The 14,903-nt window shown below is 71.7% G+C and carries 13 protein-coding genes; 8 read left to right on the top strand and 5 right to left on the bottom strand.

Annotated elements, in window-relative coordinates:
* Positions 1-32 precede the first annotated feature (32 nt).
* Both AC5YDV_RS12075 and AC5YDV_RS12070 read right to left on the bottom strand, forming a co-directional pair.
* A complete protein-coding gene (locus AC5YDV_RS12075) occupies positions 33-1,325 on the bottom strand; it encodes an MFS transporter (protein ID WP_496183580.1) in 1,293 nt (430 codons plus the stop codon).
* Entirely contained in the window at positions 1,322-1,750 is a 429-nt protein-coding gene (locus AC5YDV_RS12070) for a MarR family winged helix-turn-helix transcriptional regulator (RefSeq protein WP_496183579.1), read from the bottom strand. Before AC5YDV_RS12070 ends, AC5YDV_RS12075 begins: the two co-directional genes overlap by 4 nt.
* A gap of 169 nt (positions 1,751-1,919) precedes the next feature.
* Here AC5YDV_RS12070 and AC5YDV_RS12065 point away from each other — a divergent pair, with 169 nt between their 5' ends.
* From AC5YDV_RS12065 to AC5YDV_RS12055, 3 genes are all read left to right on the top strand, one after another.
* On the top strand, positions 1,920-3,329 hold the full coding sequence (locus AC5YDV_RS12065; protein ID WP_496183578.1) for a TIGR01777 family oxidoreductase: 1,410 nt from the start codon (positions 1,920-1,922) through the stop codon (positions 3,327-3,329).
* Between the two features lie 7 nt (positions 3,330-3,336).
* Positions 3,337-4,140, top strand: a complete 804-nt coding sequence (locus AC5YDV_RS12060; RefSeq protein ID WP_496183577.1) for an IclR family transcriptional regulator — start codon at positions 3,337-3,339, stop codon at positions 4,138-4,140.
* A 187-nt stretch (positions 4,141-4,327) separates the two neighbouring features.
* Positions 4,328-5,284 carry a type IV toxin-antitoxin system AbiEi family antitoxin domain-containing protein gene (locus AC5YDV_RS12055; protein WP_496183576.1) on the top strand — a complete coding sequence of 319 codons (957 nt, stop codon included), beginning with the start codon at positions 4,328-4,330 and terminating at the stop codon, positions 5,282-5,284.
* Positions 5,285-5,307: 23 nt separating this feature from the next.
* On the opposite strand, the gene hutH is transcribed toward AC5YDV_RS12055, so the two are convergent.
* Positions 5,308-6,849 (bottom strand): histidine ammonia-lyase, encoded by a 1,542-nt coding sequence (gene hutH / locus AC5YDV_RS12050; protein ID WP_496183575.1) that lies wholly within the window; start codon positions 6,847-6,849, stop codon positions 5,308-5,310.
* Positions 6,850-6,969: 120 nt separating this feature from the next.
* Here hutH and hutU point away from each other — a divergent pair, with 120 nt between their 5' ends.
* From hutU to hutG, 3 genes are all read left to right on the top strand, one after another.
* Positions 6,970-8,649, top strand: coding sequence for a urocanate hydratase (hutU, locus tag AC5YDV_RS12045; RefSeq protein WP_496183574.1), 1,680 nt, complete (start codon positions 6,970-6,972; stop codon positions 8,647-8,649).
* 70 nt (positions 8,650-8,719) lie between these two features.
* Positions 8,720-9,886, top strand: coding sequence for an imidazolonepropionase (gene hutI, locus AC5YDV_RS12040; RefSeq protein ID WP_496183573.1), 1,167 nt, complete (start codon positions 8,720-8,722; stop codon positions 9,884-9,886).
* Complete coding sequence (gene hutG, locus AC5YDV_RS12035; protein ID WP_496183572.1) at positions 9,879-10,805, top strand: formimidoylglutamase; 927 nt, start codon at positions 9,879-9,881, stop codon at positions 10,803-10,805. The genes hutI and hutG overlap by 8 nt, the downstream gene beginning before the upstream one ends.
* A gap of 31 nt (positions 10,806-10,836) precedes the next feature.
* Here the strand turns inward: hutG and AC5YDV_RS12030 are convergent, their stop codons facing one another.
* Both AC5YDV_RS12030 and ctlX read right to left on the bottom strand, forming a co-directional pair.
* A complete protein-coding gene (locus tag AC5YDV_RS12030; RefSeq protein ID WP_496183571.1) occupies positions 10,837-11,232 on the bottom strand; it encodes a VOC family protein in 396 nt (131 codons plus the stop codon).
* Between the two features lie 175 nt (positions 11,233-11,407).
* Positions 11,408-12,331 (bottom strand): citrulline utilization hydrolase CtlX, encoded by a 924-nt coding sequence (gene ctlX / locus AC5YDV_RS12025; RefSeq protein ID WP_496183570.1) that lies wholly within the window; start codon positions 12,329-12,331, stop codon positions 11,408-11,410.
* A 72-nt stretch (positions 12,332-12,403) separates the two neighbouring features.
* Here ctlX and AC5YDV_RS12020 point away from each other — a divergent pair, with 72 nt between their 5' ends.
* Both AC5YDV_RS12020 and AC5YDV_RS12015 read left to right on the top strand, forming a co-directional pair.
* Entirely contained in the window at positions 12,404-14,386 is a 1,983-nt protein-coding gene (locus tag AC5YDV_RS12020; RefSeq protein WP_496183569.1) for an ABC1 kinase family protein, read from the top strand.
* Positions 14,387-14,440: 54 nt separating this feature from the next.
* Positions 14,441-14,896 carry a cupin domain-containing protein gene (locus tag AC5YDV_RS12015; RefSeq protein ID WP_496183568.1) on the top strand — a complete coding sequence of 152 codons (456 nt, stop codon included), beginning with the start codon at positions 14,441-14,443 and terminating at the stop codon, positions 14,894-14,896.
* Positions 14,897-14,903 lie beyond the last annotated feature (7 nt).

The raw sequence follows: 14,903 nt of genomic DNA, 5'->3' as shown, positions 1-14,903 counted from the left end.
CGGGGGGTTCTGGGAGTGGGGGAAGAGGCTTGTCAGGCCGCCTCGGGGTCCAACTGGCCGGGGTCCGGGTAGCCGCGCAACTCGCGCCAGGACGGCACGTGCCAGCCGTTGTTGCGCAGCGCGTAGAGCATGCCGATCACGAAGGCGATGCCGGTGGCGATCGCACCGATGAGGAGCGTCCAGCGGGCGCCCCAGGCGTCCCCGATCCAGCCGATGATGGGGCTGCCCAGCGGCGTCCCGCCCATGAAGATCGTCATGTAGAGCGCCATGACGCGTCCGCGGACGGCCGGCTCTGTCGTGAGCTGGACCGACGCGTTCGCCGTGGTCATCACGGTGAGCGCCGTCAGGCCGACCGGGACGAGCATGATCGCGAACGTCAGGTAGGTCGGGGCGAGCGCCAGCAGGGCGGTCGAGATCGCGAACCCGCCGAGCGCACCCAGCATGATGCTCAGCCGCGGGCGCGGACGCCGTGCGGCCATGATGGCCGCCGACAGCGACCCGATCGCCATGATCGAGCCCAGGACGCCGTACGCGTCGGCCCCCACCCGGTAGACCTCGGTGGCCATCAGCGCGTTGGTGATCTGGAAGTTCATGCCGAAGGTCCCGAGCATGAACACGATGAACATGACCAGCTGGATGTCAGGGCGTCCGGCCACGTAACGGATGCCCTCGCGGATCGCACCGCGTCCGCGGCGCAGCGGGGCGGGCATCAGCTCGGAGGGGTTCATCGCCCAGAGCGCGACCACGACCGGCAGGAAGCTGACCGCGTTGATCAGCAGCGCCGGACCGACGCCCCACCAGGCGATCAGGAGGCCGGCGACGGCCGGTCCGACGAGGCGGGCCGCGTTGAACGACGAGCTGTTCAGGCCGACCGCGTTCGGGAGCAGTTCGGGGCCGACCATCTCGGACGCGAATGCCTGCCGGGTGGGGTTGTCGACCGCCGAGATCGCGCCGAGCATGAGGGCGAGGACGTAGACGTGCCACAGCTGGACGGTGTTGGTGAGCACCAGGGCGGCGAGGAGGACGCCGTTGAGGGAGAGGAGGATCTGGGTCCAGATGAGGATCGTCCGCTTGGGGAAGCGGTCGGCGACGGCGCCGCCCCACGGACCCAGCAGCGCCATGGGCAGGAACTGCAGCGCCGCCAAGTAGCCGACGGCCGTCGCGGAGTTGTCCGTGAGGATGGTCAGCACCAGCCAGGTCTGGGCGACGCGGCCCATCCACGTGCCGGTGTTGGAGAGGAGGCCGCCGTAGAAGAACAGCTTGTAGTTGCGGACGCCGAGGCTCGCGAACAACGGGGTCCGCGCGGGGGCGGTCAAGGTGCTCACGCCTGGATCACTTTCTGCAGGATGTCGGTCGCCGCGCGCAGGGTCTTCAGCTCGGCGGGGGAGAGGTTCTGGAGACGGCGGACCATCCAGTCGTCCCGGGAGGCCCTGGTGCGCTCGACCATGGCCTCGCCCGCAGGGGTGAGGGACAGCAGGTGACGGCGTCCGTCGCCGGGATCGGTGGTGCGGGCGACGAGGCCGGCGTCGACCAGGGCGTTGAGGGTGCGGGTCATGCTCGGGGCGCTGACCTCCTCGATGCGGGCCAGCTCGCCGGCGGTGTCCGCCATGCCGGTCGCCAACTTCGCCAGCACGCTGAAGTGGTGCGGGGGGATCTCGTGGCAGTTGTCGTACCGGACCCGACGGCTCACGTGCTGGCAGGCGATGCGCACATCGCTGGCAAGGCTGAGGAGAGGGTCACGTTCGGGCACGATTGCTTAGTCTAGCTCATTATCTGTGCTAACCAAATGCCGAGGGCTCGGGTTCGGGCCGCCGAGGGCTCGGGTTCCCGCCGTCGAGGGCTCCGACCGGAGCCCTCGGCGGTGCAGAGGGGAGCCCTCGGCGGCCCGAACCCGAGCCCTCGGCGATTAGGCTGTCCGCATGCCCGTCTTCGAGCGAGTCACCCGGTACCCGTACCCCCGCGCGACCGTGTTCGCCTGGCACACCCGACCCGGCGCTTTCGCCCGGCTCTCGCCCCCGGGGATGGTCACCGCCCTGAGCCACCACACCGACGGCATCGAGGTCGGGTCCGAGGCGGAACTCGTCATCAGCCACCCGCTCATCGCGGGCCTGCTCCCCTCGGTCCGCCACCGGCACGGCAAGGGACCCCTCGGCGTCCGGTGGGTGGTCCGGCACGTCGAGTACGTCGCCGGCGAGCGGTTCGTCGACGAGCAGGTCTCCGGGCCGTTCAAGCGCTGGCACCACGAGCACCTGTTCACCGACGGGCCGGGCGGTTCCACGATCATCACCGACCGCATCACCTGGGAGCTGCCGGTCCGCCTCCCCGTCGGCATCGACCAGGCCCTCGTCGAGATGCAACTCGACGGACTCTTCGCCTTCCGTGAGCGCCAACTGCGCGACGACCTCGACCTGCACACGCGGCTCGCCGCGGCCCCCCGCCGCATCGTGGTCGCCGGGGCGTCCGGCCTCATCGGGACCCAGGTGGTCGCCGCCCTCGCCTCCGGCGGGCACGACGTCGTGCGCCTCGTCCGCCGTGCGTCGAAGCGTGCGGACGAGGTCCGCTGGGATCCCGCCCACCGACGCATCGACACCAATGCCCTCGAGGGCGCGGACGCCGTCGTCAACCTGTCCGGGCACTCCATCGGGGGGCGCTTCTCGCGGCTCAACAAGGCCAAGATCCTGGCCTCGCGGCTCGACGCCACGACCACGCTGGTCGAAGCGGTCCGCGCGGCGAAGGTCCCGACGCTGGTGCAGGCGTCCGGGATCGGCTACTACGGCGCACGGCGTCCGGACGAGTTGCTGACCGAGGGGTCCGAACCCGGTGACGGCTTCCTCGCGAGCGTCGTCCAGGCCTGGGAGGCCGCCGCGCGGCCGGCCGTGGACGCCGGCGTCCGGGTCGCGCAGTTGCGGACGGGCATCGTCCTGAGTGAGGGCGGGGGAGCGCTGGCGCCGCAGGTGCCGCTGTACTCGGTGGGGTTGGGCGGACGTCTCGCCGCACCGGACGCGTGGATGAGCTGGATCAGCCTCGACGACACCGTCCGCGCCTACGTGCACGCCCTGTTCACCGACTCCGTCGAGGGCCCGACGAACCTGGTCGCCCCGCGACCGGTCACCAACGCGGAGTTCGCGACCACCCTCGGCCGGGTCCTGCACCGGCCGTCCGCGGTTCCGACGCCGGCGATCGGGCCCAAGGTGCTGCTCGGCGGCGAGGGCTACGACCAGCTCATCAACACCGACCAGCGGGTGTCGTCGCAGAAGTTGTCCGAATCGGGGTTCTGGTTCGCGCACGGTGTGCTGGGGGACGCGCTGCGCCACGTCCTCATGCGCTGACGAGGCCATGGCGGGCGCCTCGAGCACGTCTCCCGCGGTGGGGCGGGCGCTGGACATCCTGACCCATCTCGGCCGTCAGGCGGGGCCCGTCGGTGCCGCGGCGATCGCCCGCGACCTGGGATTGCCGCGGTCATCGACCTACCACATCCTGACGGTGCTGGCCGAGCGCGGCTTCGCGCTGCGGGTGCCCGAAACCCGCGGCTGGGCGTTGGGCGGTGCCGCCTATGGCCTGACCAGCGCCTACTCCGTGCACGACGGGCTGGAGCGGCTGTCCCGGCCGGTGATGCGTGCCCTCGCGGATGAGCAGGGGGTGACGGTGCACCTCGGGATCCTGCGCGGGCCGCTGACCCTGTATCTGGCGAAGGAGACACCCGCGTCTGCGTCGGGGGACGACCCGAGCCTGGTGACCGCGGTGGGCGTGTTGCTGCCGGCGCACCTCACCGCGAACGGGCGCGCGATCCTGGCGCGACTGCCCGAGGCGACGGTGCGGGCGCTGTACACGCGTCCGGGCGACTTCGTGTCGCGGACGGGACGCGGCCCGCGCGGGCTCGCGGACCTGCTCGGGGAGCTCGCGCCCGAGCGGGAACAGGGCTGGTCGGAGGAGGTCGAGCTGGTCACGCCGGGGTTCCGGTCGACCGGGGCCGCGATCCTGGACGTCCACGGCCTGCCCATCGCGGCGTTGAGCTGCACGTGGCGGGCGCGGGTCCCGGTGCGTGAGGTCGCGCCGATCGTTGCGGCGGTGCGGGCGGCCGCGGGTGAGGTCTCGCGGCGTCTGGGTGGGCCGGTGGGGTGGTCCGTCAAGACAGGGTGAACTTGTCTCCCGACTGGGGGTGAGGATTTCACCGTGTCCAAGCGGGCCCCGGAGCGGGCCCCGGTGCAGGCCCCCCGAGCAGGCCCACCGAGCCGGCCCCCGAACCGGCCCCCCGAGCAGGCCCACCGAGCCGGCCCCCGAACCGGCCCCCCGAGCTCTGTTGCTGGACGCCGCCTACTGTCCCGCCGTGCACGCGACCCAACACCCGGGCGATGACGTCCAGCGATTGCTCGACGCCCAGTCGGGGACCATCTCCCGCCAGCAGGCGCTCGGCTGCGGGCTGAGCCCCAAGGCAATCGACCGGTTCCTCCGTGACGAGCGCTGGTCGCGCAACGGGCGCGGCATCTTCATCCGGGGAGTCGCGGAGCCGACCTTCGCCCAGAACGTGTGGACCGGGCTCCTGCTGGCCGGAGAGCCCTCCGCCGTGGGCGGGCACGCGGCGCTCCACCTGCTCGGGGTGGGGGAGGTGCCGGAGACCATCACCATCGTGGTCCCGGCGTCGGTGCAGCGCCGATTGCCCCTGGAGTTCCAGGTCCTGCGGGACGGGGAGGGGAGGTTGGCGGAGGCCAAGGGCGCTACGCCCGCCATCCGAGCGGCCGATGCCCTCCTCGACGCGACACGTGGTGGCACGCTGTCCGACTTCGTCGCGACCTGCTCGGAGTTGGTCCGCCTGACGCGCACGACGCTGAAGGAGGTGGAGAAGGTGCTGCGGCTCCGTGGCCGGCACCCACGCCGAGCGGAACTCCTCGAGGTGCTGGCCGACCTGCAGGGCATCGAGAGCAACCTGGAGCAGGTGTTCCGCGACGACGTCCTGCGCGCCCACGGGCTGCCGGAAGGGAAGCGCCAGGCGTGGACCAAGAAGGGGAAGCGCATCGACGTGGCGTACGAGGAGTACGGGGTGCTGGTCGAGCTCGACGGGCGTCGCGGCCACCTCGCGGGGCGGTTCCGTGACTATGCCCGCGACAACGAGCACACCGCCCGGCTGCTGTTGACCTTCCGCTACGGCAGCGAGGATGTGCGGGATTCGCCCTGCGAGGTGGCCCAGCAGTTGGGCCTGGCACTCATCGGCCGCGGATGGCCGGGTGGACTGGCGAGGTGCCCGAAGTGCCCGCCGGATCTTGGAGTGAACCTGTCCCCCGTCTGAGGGGGACAAGGTCACCCTGTCCCTTATCCCCGCAAGGGGTCGACGACCGACTCCGCCGCACTGACCAGCGCGCCCGCCTTCACCAGCCGGACCACCGCCTCGATCTCGGGGGCAAGGAAGCGGTCCGGGCCCGGACCCTCGACAACCTCCCGCACGGCACGCACCACTGCGGCCGTCGCCGGCGACGAGCCGATCCCGCGCAGGTCCAACGCTCGGGCTGCGGTCAACGCCTCGCCCGCGAGCACCCGCGCCAGCCCGTCCAGCGACCGACGCAGCTTGCGGGCGGCGTGCCAGCCGAGGGAGACGTGGTCCTCCTGCATCGCCGAACTCGGGATGGAATCCACCGAAGCCGGCACGGCCAGGCGCTTCAGTTCGGCGACCACACCCGCCTGCATGTACTGCAGGATCATGTGGCCCGAGTCCACACCCGGGTCATCGGCCAGGAACGGCGGCAGCCCGTGGTTGCGCTTCACGTCGAGGAACCGGTCCGTCCGGCGCTCCGACATCGACGCCACGTCCGCGACCGCGATCGCCAGGAAGTCCAGCACGTACGCCACCGGGGCCCCGTGGAAGTTCCCGTTGCTCTCGACCCGTCCATCCGGCGTCACGACCGGGTTGTCGATCACCGATGCCAGCTCGCGCTCCGCCACGTCGCGGGCGTGGGCGAGCGTGTCGCGGGCGGCGCCCGTCACCTGCGGGGCGCAGCGCAGGGAGTACGCGTCCTGGACGATCGGACAGTCCGGGTCGTCGCGGTGCCGCGCGACGATCGGCGAGCCCTCCAGCACCGCGCGCATGGTGGCCGCCGACTCGGCCTGACCGGGGTGCGGCCTCATCGCGTGGAGGTCGGCCGCGAACACGCGGTCGGTGCCCATCAGCCCCTCGACCGACATCGCCGCGACCACGTCCACCGTCGTCAGCAACGAGGACAGGTCGTGGCACGCGAGCACCAACTGGCCGAGCATGCCGTCGGTCCCGTTGATGAGGGCCAGGCCTTCCTTCTCGGCGAGCACGAGGGGCTCGATCCCGGCGGCGGCCAGCGCCTCGGCAGCCGGCCGACGGACGCCCGCGGCGTCCATCACGTCGCCCTCGCCCATCGCCGCCAGCGCGCAGTGCGCGAGCGGCGCCAGGTCGCCGGAGCACCCCAGGGACCCGTACTCGTGGACCACCGGCGTGATCCCCGCGTTCAGCAGCGCCGCGTACGTCTCGACCACCACCGTTCGAACCCCCGTGCGCCCGCTCGCCATCGTCGACAGCCGCAGCAACATCATCGCCCGGACGGCCTCACGCTCGACCACCTCGCCCGACCCCGCCGCGTGCGACCGGATCAACGACACCTGCAGCTGCGCGCGCTTCTCCCGCGGGATGTGCTTCGTCGCCAACGCCCCGAACCCCGTCGAGACCCCGTAGACCGGACGGTCCAGGGCCGCCAACGCCTCGATGTGGCGCCGCGTCGCCGCGACCTCGGCCAGCGCCTCGCCGGTCACCACCACGCGGGCGTCCTCCCGAGCGACCGCGACGACGTCCGGGATCCTGACCGGTCCGCTCCCCACCCTCACCTCACGCATGGGGTCGAGTCTCACGCACGGACGCCGTGGGCGCGGCCCGCGCCGCCGCCTCTGTCTGAGATCCGAGACACCCGCTCGTCCGCCCAACCGGGACGCCGTCGCGGCGACGAAGCTGGCCCCATGGCTGACGTGATCCGCGCCCACCGGGGCCTCGACCTGAACGCCCGCAGCTGGCAGACCGAGGGCGCCCTGCGCATGCTGATGAACAACCTCGACCCCGAGGTCGCCGAGCACCCCGAACAGCTCGTGGTGTACGGCGGCTCCGGCAAGGCGGCTCGTGACTGGCCGAGCTTCCACGCCATCGTCTCGACACTTCGGGACCTCGCCGACGACGAAACCCTCCTCGTGCAGTCGGGCAAGCCGGTCGGCGTGTTCCGCACCCACGCGTGGGCCCCGCGCGTGTTGATCGCCAACTCCAACCTGGTCGGCGACTGGGCGACCTGGGAGCACTTCCGCGAACTCGAGCGCGCCGGACTCATGATGTACGGCCAGATGACCGCCGGCTCGTGGATCTACATCGGTACCCAGGGCATCCTGCAGGGCACGTACGAGACGTTCGGGGCGGTCGCGCGCAAGCGGTTCGCCCCTTCGTCGGGCTCAGGTGCCGCCTCCCTCGGCGGCACCATCACCCTCACCGCCGGACTCGGCGGCATGGGCGGCGCCCAGCCCTTGGCCGTGACGATGAACGAGGGCGTGGCGATCTGCGTCGAGTGCGACCCGAGCCGCATCGCCCGGCGCCTCGAACACCGCTACCTGGACGTCGCTGCCGATGACCTCGACCACGCCATCGCCCTCGCCACCGAGGCCAAGCGGGAGAGCCGCCCCCTCAGCATCGCGCTCCTGGGCAACGCCGCCGACGTGGTTCCGGCCCTGCTCGAACGCCACCGCGCCGGCGACATCACCATCGATGTCGTCACCGACCAGACCTCGGCCCACGACCCCTTGCAGTACCTGCCCCTCGGCGTCCCGTTCGAGGAGATGAAGGAGCGTGCCGCCCAAGATCCCGCCGGGTTCACCGCGGCCGCGCAGGCGTCCATGGCCCGGCACGTCGAGGCGATGGTCGGCTTCCTGGACGCGGGCGCCGAGGTCTTCGACTACGGCAACTCGATCCGCGACGAGGCGCGCAAAGGGGGCTTCGACCGGGCGTTCTCGTTCCCGGGGTTCGTGCCGGCGTACATCCGGCCCCTGTTCGAGGAGGGCAAGGGCCCTTTCCGCTGGGCGGCCCTCTCCGGTGACCCGGCGGACATCGCCAGGACGGATGCCGCGATCCTCGAGCTGTTCCCCGACGACGAGCACCTCCGCCGCTGGATCACCCTGGCCCAGGAGAAGGTGCACTTCCAGGGCCTGCCCGCCCGCATCTGCTGGCTCGGCTACGGCGAGCGCGCGCGGGCGGGCGTCCGCTTCAACGAGATGGTGGCCGCCGGTGAGATCGGCCCGATCGCGATCGGACGCGACCACCTCGACTCCGGCTCGGTCGCCTCGCCCTACCGCGAGACCGAGGCGATGGCCGACGGGTCTGACGCCGTGGCCGACTGGCCCCTGCTGAATGCCATGCTCAATACGGCATCCGGGGCGACGTGGGTGAGCATCCACCACGGGGGAGGGGTGGGCATCGGCCGCTCGATCCACGCCGGACAGGTCTGCGTCGCCGACGGCACCGACCTCGCCGCCCAGAAGCTCGAGCGCGTCCTCACCAACGACCCCGGCACCGGTGTCATTCGCCACGTCGACGCCGGGTACGAGCACGCCCGCGACGTCGCCCGCGAGCGCGGCGTCCGGATCCCCATGATGGGGTCCTGAGGACTGTACGAGTGATGCAGCTGTGCATCACTCGTACAGTCCCCGGAGAACACCACGAGAGGCTGACGCCATGTCCCTGCTGATCGACCACATCGGCGAGCTCGTCACCCACGCACCCGGGCTGGGGGAGGGCGACTTCGGCACGCTCCACGACGCCGCGCTCGTCGTCGAGGACGGCCGCGTCGCCTGGGTCGGCCCACGCTCCCACGCCGACCGCGGCACCGACGCCGTGCTGGACGCCGCGGGCGCGGCCGTGGTGCCCGGGTTCGTCGAGTCGCACAGCCACCTGGTCTTCGCGGGGGACCGGTCGGCGGAGTTCGCCGCCCGCATGGCCGGGACGCCGTACGCCGCGGGCGGCATCCGGGCCACGCTGGCGGCGACGCGCTCCGCGTCGGACGAGGCGCTCGAGGCGAACCTGCTGCGGCTGGCGGCGGAGTACCGCCGACAGGGCACCACGACGCTGGAGGTGAAGTCGGGCTACGGCCAGACGGTCATCGACGAGGAGAGGTCGGTGCGCCTCGCCTCCGCCCACGCCGACGAGGTCACCTTGCTGGCCGCGCACGTCCCCCCGCCGGAGTTCGCCGGACGCGTCGACGACTACGTCCGGCTCGTGGTCGACGAGATGATCCCGGCGGCAGCGCCGCACGCGCGGTGGATCGACGTGTTCTGCGAGGACGGCGCGTTCGACGTGGAGCAGTCCCGGGCGGTGCTGAAGGCCGGCAGGGCAGCGGGCCTCGGCGTCCGGGTGCACGCCAACCAGCTGACCGCCGGCGGGGGCGTCCGGCTGGGGGTGGAGTTGGGGGCGGCCTCGGTCGACCACTGCGTCCACCTCACGGAGGCCGACGTGGACGCACTCGCGAACTCCGACACGGTCGCGACCCTGCTGGCCGGCGCGGACTTCTCCACGCGTGGGCCCTACCCCGACGCGCGCCGCTTGCTCGATGCGGGCGTCACCGTGGCGTTGGGGGCCGACTGCAACCCGGGCACCTCGTACACGACGTCGATGCCGCTGATGGTGGCCCTGGCGGTCCGGGAACTGCGGATGACTCCGGCCGAGGCGCTCTGGGCGGCGACCGCCGGCGGGGCCCGGGCGCTGAGTCGCACCGACGTGGGCCACCTCGGCCCAGGTGCCCGGGCCGACCTGCTCGTGCTGGACGCCCCCTCGTACATCCACCTCGCGTACCGTCCGGGCGTGCCGCTCGTGCGAACCGTGCTGAAGGAGGGACGCCGTGGCTGACCGAGCCCCCCAGCCCTGGATCGGACGCGACGATGGGCCCGGACCCGAACACGCCCGCTGGCACACAGCGGTGACTCGTGCCCCGCAGTCGGGGCACCAGTTCACTCCATCGTCCGCCGTGCTCATCGGGTTCGCCTCCGACGAGGGCGTGCGGCGCAATGAGGGCCGTGTCGGGGCCGCCCAAGGCCCGCGCGTCCTGCGCGAGGCCCTCGCCAACCTCAGCGACCCCGGACGTCCGGTGTTCGACGCCGGCGACGTGGTCGTCGACGACGACGACCTCGAGGCGGGCCAGGCGCGGCTCGGGGCGCTGGTCGCCGCCGTGCTCGAGGCCGGGGCGCTCCCGGTCGTCCTGGGTGGCGGGCACGAGGTGGCGTACGGCTCCCACCTCGGCTGGGCGCCGTACGCGGCCCAGGAGAGGTGGGGCGTCCTCAACGTCGACGCCCACTTCGACCTGCGCACGGCGGACCGCGCCACCTCCGGGACCCCGTTCGCCCAGATCGCTGCCGACGAGGCCGCCGCGGGACGCGGGTTCGCCTACGCGGTGGCGGGCATCAGCGAGGCCAACAACACCCGCGCGCTCTTCGACGCCGCCGACCGCCTGGGCGCGCGAGTGCTCCTCGACGAGCACTGCACCATCGAGTCCGCCGGCGAGTTCGTGGAGGGGTTCGTCACCGGACTCGACCGCGTCCACCTGAGCATCGACCTCGACGTGCTGCCCGCATCCGTGGCGCCCGGGGTGAGCGCGCCCGCCGGGTACGGCATCGGTCTGGACGTCGTGCGCGCGCTGGTGGACAGGGTCGTAGGATCCGGCAAGCTCGGACTCCTCGAGGTCGCCGAACTCAACCCCCGCTTCGACATCGACGGGCGGACCGCCCGGACCGCGGCGCGCCTGGTCGACCAGGTCGTGCGACATCTCTGAGTGACACGTGCCACGCCAGGGCGGCCCAGAATCAGGCGGCCTCGGGATCGGCCTGGTGGACGCCGAACGTGTTGCCCTCGGTGTCGAGGTAGTAGCCCTGCCAGGCCATGCCGGGGAGGACCTGCTTCTCGAGCGCGACCGTCCCACCGGCGGTCAGGATCCTGTCGTGGGTCGTGTCATAGTCGTCCACGCCGATGGTGACGACCCAGCCGTTCATCTGCTGTCCATGCGGTGGGTTGTCGCCGAAGCGCTTCATGATCGCGCCGTTGATGCCCGGCTCGCCCTCCTCGCCGGTGATCACGCCGAAGTAGGGGATGCCCGCGACGCGGGACCAGTCCTCGAAGGCCCAGCCGAACACGGCTGCGTAGAAGTTCTTGGCGCGCTCCACGTCCGCGGCGTGGATCTCGAAGTGGATGGGACGTCCCATGGTTCCTCCTCGGTCGGTGGTTCCAGCCTGAGGCACGGGGGCCACGAAGTCGAGGGTCACAGATGCTCGGTGACGGCAATCGTCCACTCGGCAAAGGCCCGGTTCGCCCGCTGAGCGGTGCGAACTGTCCAGGTCCGATTCGAGTGGACGATCACCGTCGCCGGCGCGAGGACACCTACCGCCGAGACAGGTGGATCCCCGCCAACATGCAGCGCACCGAACCGCCGGCCAACTCGATCGTGGGCACGTCGATCGCCACGATCGGCGCGGACGCCTCGATGCGCTCGCGCTGTTCCGGCGTGTAGGACGCCGCGGCGCGCGCCGAGCAGGCGTAGAGCCGTCCGGACGAGCCGGTCAGCTCCATGCCGTTGCCGGCGAACTCGGTGACCTGCCGCCACGAGATGTCGATGACGTCGCGCCCGGACGCCGTGAGCCGCTCCACGATCTCGTCGCGACGGCGGGCGTCCGTCATCACCTCGGTGCACAGCAGGGCGAAGTCGGTGCCGATGCTCATGATCACGTTGGTGTGGTAGATCGGCTGGCCGGCGGGGTCGCGGCTCTCGAAGACCATCGGCTCGTAGCCCACGTGGGTGCAGAAGCGCTCCAGGATGACCTGGTTCGCACGCTGGGACGCCCCCACGTAGGCCACGCGCTCGAGGTGGTCGAGGATCATCGCGCCGGTCCCCTCCAGGAACAGCCCGTCCGGTTCCAGCCCCGAGTAGTCGACGACCTCCTGGACGCGGTACTCGCGCTTGAGCATCTCGATCACGTCCACGCGCCGCTCGCCACGCCGGCTCGGGGCCGCCATCGGGTACAGGACCACACGGCCGCCGTGGTGCGTGGAGAACCAGTTGTTCGGGAACACCGAGTCGGGCGTCTCGCGCCCCAGGTCGTCGAAGACGTGCACCCGGACGCCGTGCTCCATGAGGATGCGCGCCACGGAATCCACCTCGCGGAGCGCCCTGGCCTCGAACGTCTCGGCGTTGATCTCCGGACGCGGCAGCTGGAAGACGTTGTCGGCCGCCGTCTCGGGGTTCGGCGTGAAGTGGTGCGGCCGCACCATCACGACGGCCGCCGGAGCCTGGATCTGGTTGCTCACGCGACCATGGTGCTGCATAAGGTGTCACGCGTGGACCCGAACGGGTGCACGCCCCTCGCCCGACGGAGGACCATGGCTTGGTTGGACATGCTCGGCGGCGCCGCCGCCAGCTTCCTGTGGTTGGTGACCCTGGCCGTCCAGGCCTTCATCGTGGGGCAGACCGCTCGCCGCGTGCTGGGGGTGCGGGTCGGCTGGCCCCGGACGATCGTTGTCTGCGGCCTCGCCATCCTGAGCCTGTTCACCGTCACCGGCTCGATGGTCGAAACCGGCGCGCTGCCGATCGACCCCCAGTGGTACGGGGGACTGGCCTTCTCCTTCGTCGTCCTCACCCTGTGGACCTTCGCCTTCTCCGCCGCCGCGCTGGTCGTGCTCGAGATCGTCGTCCCGACGGGCTCGCTGCCGACGTTCCGCCAACTGTTCCTCGGCTGGGACCGCCGCTGGGCCCGCGGACGCCGCTACCTCCAGATCATGGGCATCGCCGCGCGGCACGGGCTGAGTGCCCCGCTGCGGGGGTTCCGCCCGTCCGAGCGGGACCTCAACCGGTTGGCCGCCTCGATGCGGCAGGCCCTGCAGGACGGAGGCGTCACGTTCATCAAGCTCGGCCAGATGCTCTCCACGCGTCAGGACGTCCTGCCCGCCCCGTTCATCCGGGAGCTCTCCAAGCTCACCAACCGCGCCGAGCCCGTGCCCTGGACGCACGTGCGGATGGTGCTCGAGCAGGAGGCGGGGCGTCCGGTCACCGCGGCGTTCGCCCACGTCGACGAGGTGCCGCTGGCCTCGGCGTCCGTGGCCCAGGTGCACGCGGCAACGCTGAGCGACGGGCGCGAGGTGGTCGTGAAGGTGCAGCGCCCGGGGGCGCTGCGGCAGGTCGAACTGGACCTGGAGATCCTCACCCGCCTGACGAACTCGCTGGACCGCAAGGCGCCGTGGGCGCGTTCCATCGGGGTCAAGGGCATGGCCGAGGGCTTCGCAGACTCCCTCCGCGAGGAACTCGACTACCGGATCGAGATCGACAACATGGCCGCCGTGCGGGCGTCGCTGGCGGGCCGGGGCGTGCGGGTCCCCTGGGTGGCGGACGACCTGTCCTCGGCCCGCGTGATCGTCATGGAGCGCTTCGACGGGACGCCGGTGGCGCAGGCGTCCGCCCTGATCGCCGCGCTGGATCCGCAGGTGCGGGCCGACTCCGCCCGCATGCTGTTGTCGACGGTGCTCGCCCAAATCGTCGGAGAGGGGGTCTTCCACGCCGACCTGCACCCGGGCAACGTGGTGCTGTGGCCCGACGGCACGATGGGCCTGCTCGACTTCGGCTCCGTCGGCCGCTTGGACGCCGTGTCCCGGCGCACGCTGGGGCTCCTGCTGTGGGCGATCGACGCGGACGACCCGGTCACCGCCACGGACGCCGTCCTGGACCTGCTGGACCGCCCGGACGACCTGGACGAGCGGGGCCTGCAGCGCTCCATCGGCCAGCTGCTCACGCGGTTCCGGGGCGGGGTCGGCTCGGGCGGGTCGATGGCGGTGTTCACCGAACTGTTCGCCCTCGTGGTCGACCACGGGTTCCGCATTCCGCCCCAGATCGCGGCCGCCCTGCGATCCCTCGGTGCCCTCGAGGGGACGCTCAAGCTGCTGGACCCCTCCCTCGACCTCGTGGCCGCCGCCCGCACCGTCGGCAAGGAGGCGGTGGGGGCCGTCACGCCCGAGCGGGTGAAGGCGGAGTTGAGCCAGCGCGTCCTGCACCTGGTGCCGCTGCTGGAGCAGTTGCCGCGGCGGATCAACAAGATCACCGCGGACCTGGAGTCCGGGCGCCTGACGGCGAACGTCCGCATCGCCTCCCATCCGGACGACCGCGCGTTCCTGACCGGGTTGGTGCAGCAGTTGGTGGTGGCGGTCCTCTCGGCGGCGGGGGTGCTCGCCGGGGTCGTGCTGACCGTGGCCCCGGGCGGCCCGGAGGTGTTCCCGGGCGTGTCGACGTTCGCGCTGGTGGGCGCCATCGTGGCGTTCGCCGGGTTCGTGCTCGGGCTGCGCGCCGTGGCGCTGATCTTCGCGGCCGTCCGATGAATGTCGGGGGGCTCGGCTAGGTTGTAGATGAATCCAACACGGAGGGAGCGACACGTGAAGATCGAGGACATCGGCCCCAAGCCCAACTCGTTCGACCTCGAGAAGGCGACCGTCGAGAACGAGGTCTACCGCCAGGTGGCCTGGACCGGCAAGTACCTGCAGGTGACACTCATGTCCATCGAGCCGGGGCAGTCGATCGGTCTCGAGGTGCACCCCGAGACCGACCAGTTCCTGCGGTTGGACGCCGGCCAGGGTCACGTCCGGATGGGGCCGGACGCCGAGGAGATCACCTTCACAGAAGAGGTCTCCGACGGCTGGTGCATCGTCGTGCCTGCGGGCATGTGGCACGACGTGATCAACACCGGTGACGAGCCCATGCGCCTCTACGCGATCTACGCACCCGTCCACCACGCGCAGGGCAAGGTTCACGAGACCCGCGCCGACTCCGAGTCGGATGAGGAGTCCGGCAACGACGAGCCCCCGTCCTGGACGGTGCAGCCCTCGGAGTGAGGCCCAA

Source organism: Propioniciclava sp. LT432 (assembly GCF_059515965.1).
This window is presented reverse-complemented; position numbering and strand designations above follow the sequence as displayed.

Excerpts from the sequence above, each read along its gene's own strand:
- AC5YDV_RS12030 (WP_496183571.1), bottom strand. The coding sequence starts at position 11,232 with ATGGGACGTCCCATCCACTTCGAGATCCACGCCGCGGACGTGGAGCGC.
- hutU (WP_496183574.1), top strand. The coding sequence starts at position 6,970 with ATGGCTGACGTGATCCGCGCCCACCGGGGCCTCGACCTGAACGCCCGC.
- hutH (WP_496183575.1), bottom strand. The coding sequence starts at position 6,849 with ATGCGTGAGGTGAGGGTGGGGAGCGGACCGGTCAGGATCCCGGACGTC.
- AC5YDV_RS12020 (WP_496183569.1), top strand. The coding sequence starts at position 12,404 with ATGGCTTGGTTGGACATGCTCGGCGGCGCCGCCGCCAGCTTCCTGTGG.
- AC5YDV_RS12060 (WP_496183577.1), top strand. The coding sequence starts at position 3,337 with ATGGCGGGCGCCTCGAGCACGTCTCCCGCGGTGGGGCGGGCGCTGGAC.
- AC5YDV_RS12065 (WP_496183578.1), top strand. The coding sequence starts at position 1,920 with ATGCCCGTCTTCGAGCGAGTCACCCGGTACCCGTACCCCCGCGCGACC.
- hutI (WP_496183573.1), top strand. The coding sequence starts at position 8,720 with ATGTCCCTGCTGATCGACCACATCGGCGAGCTCGTCACCCACGCACCC.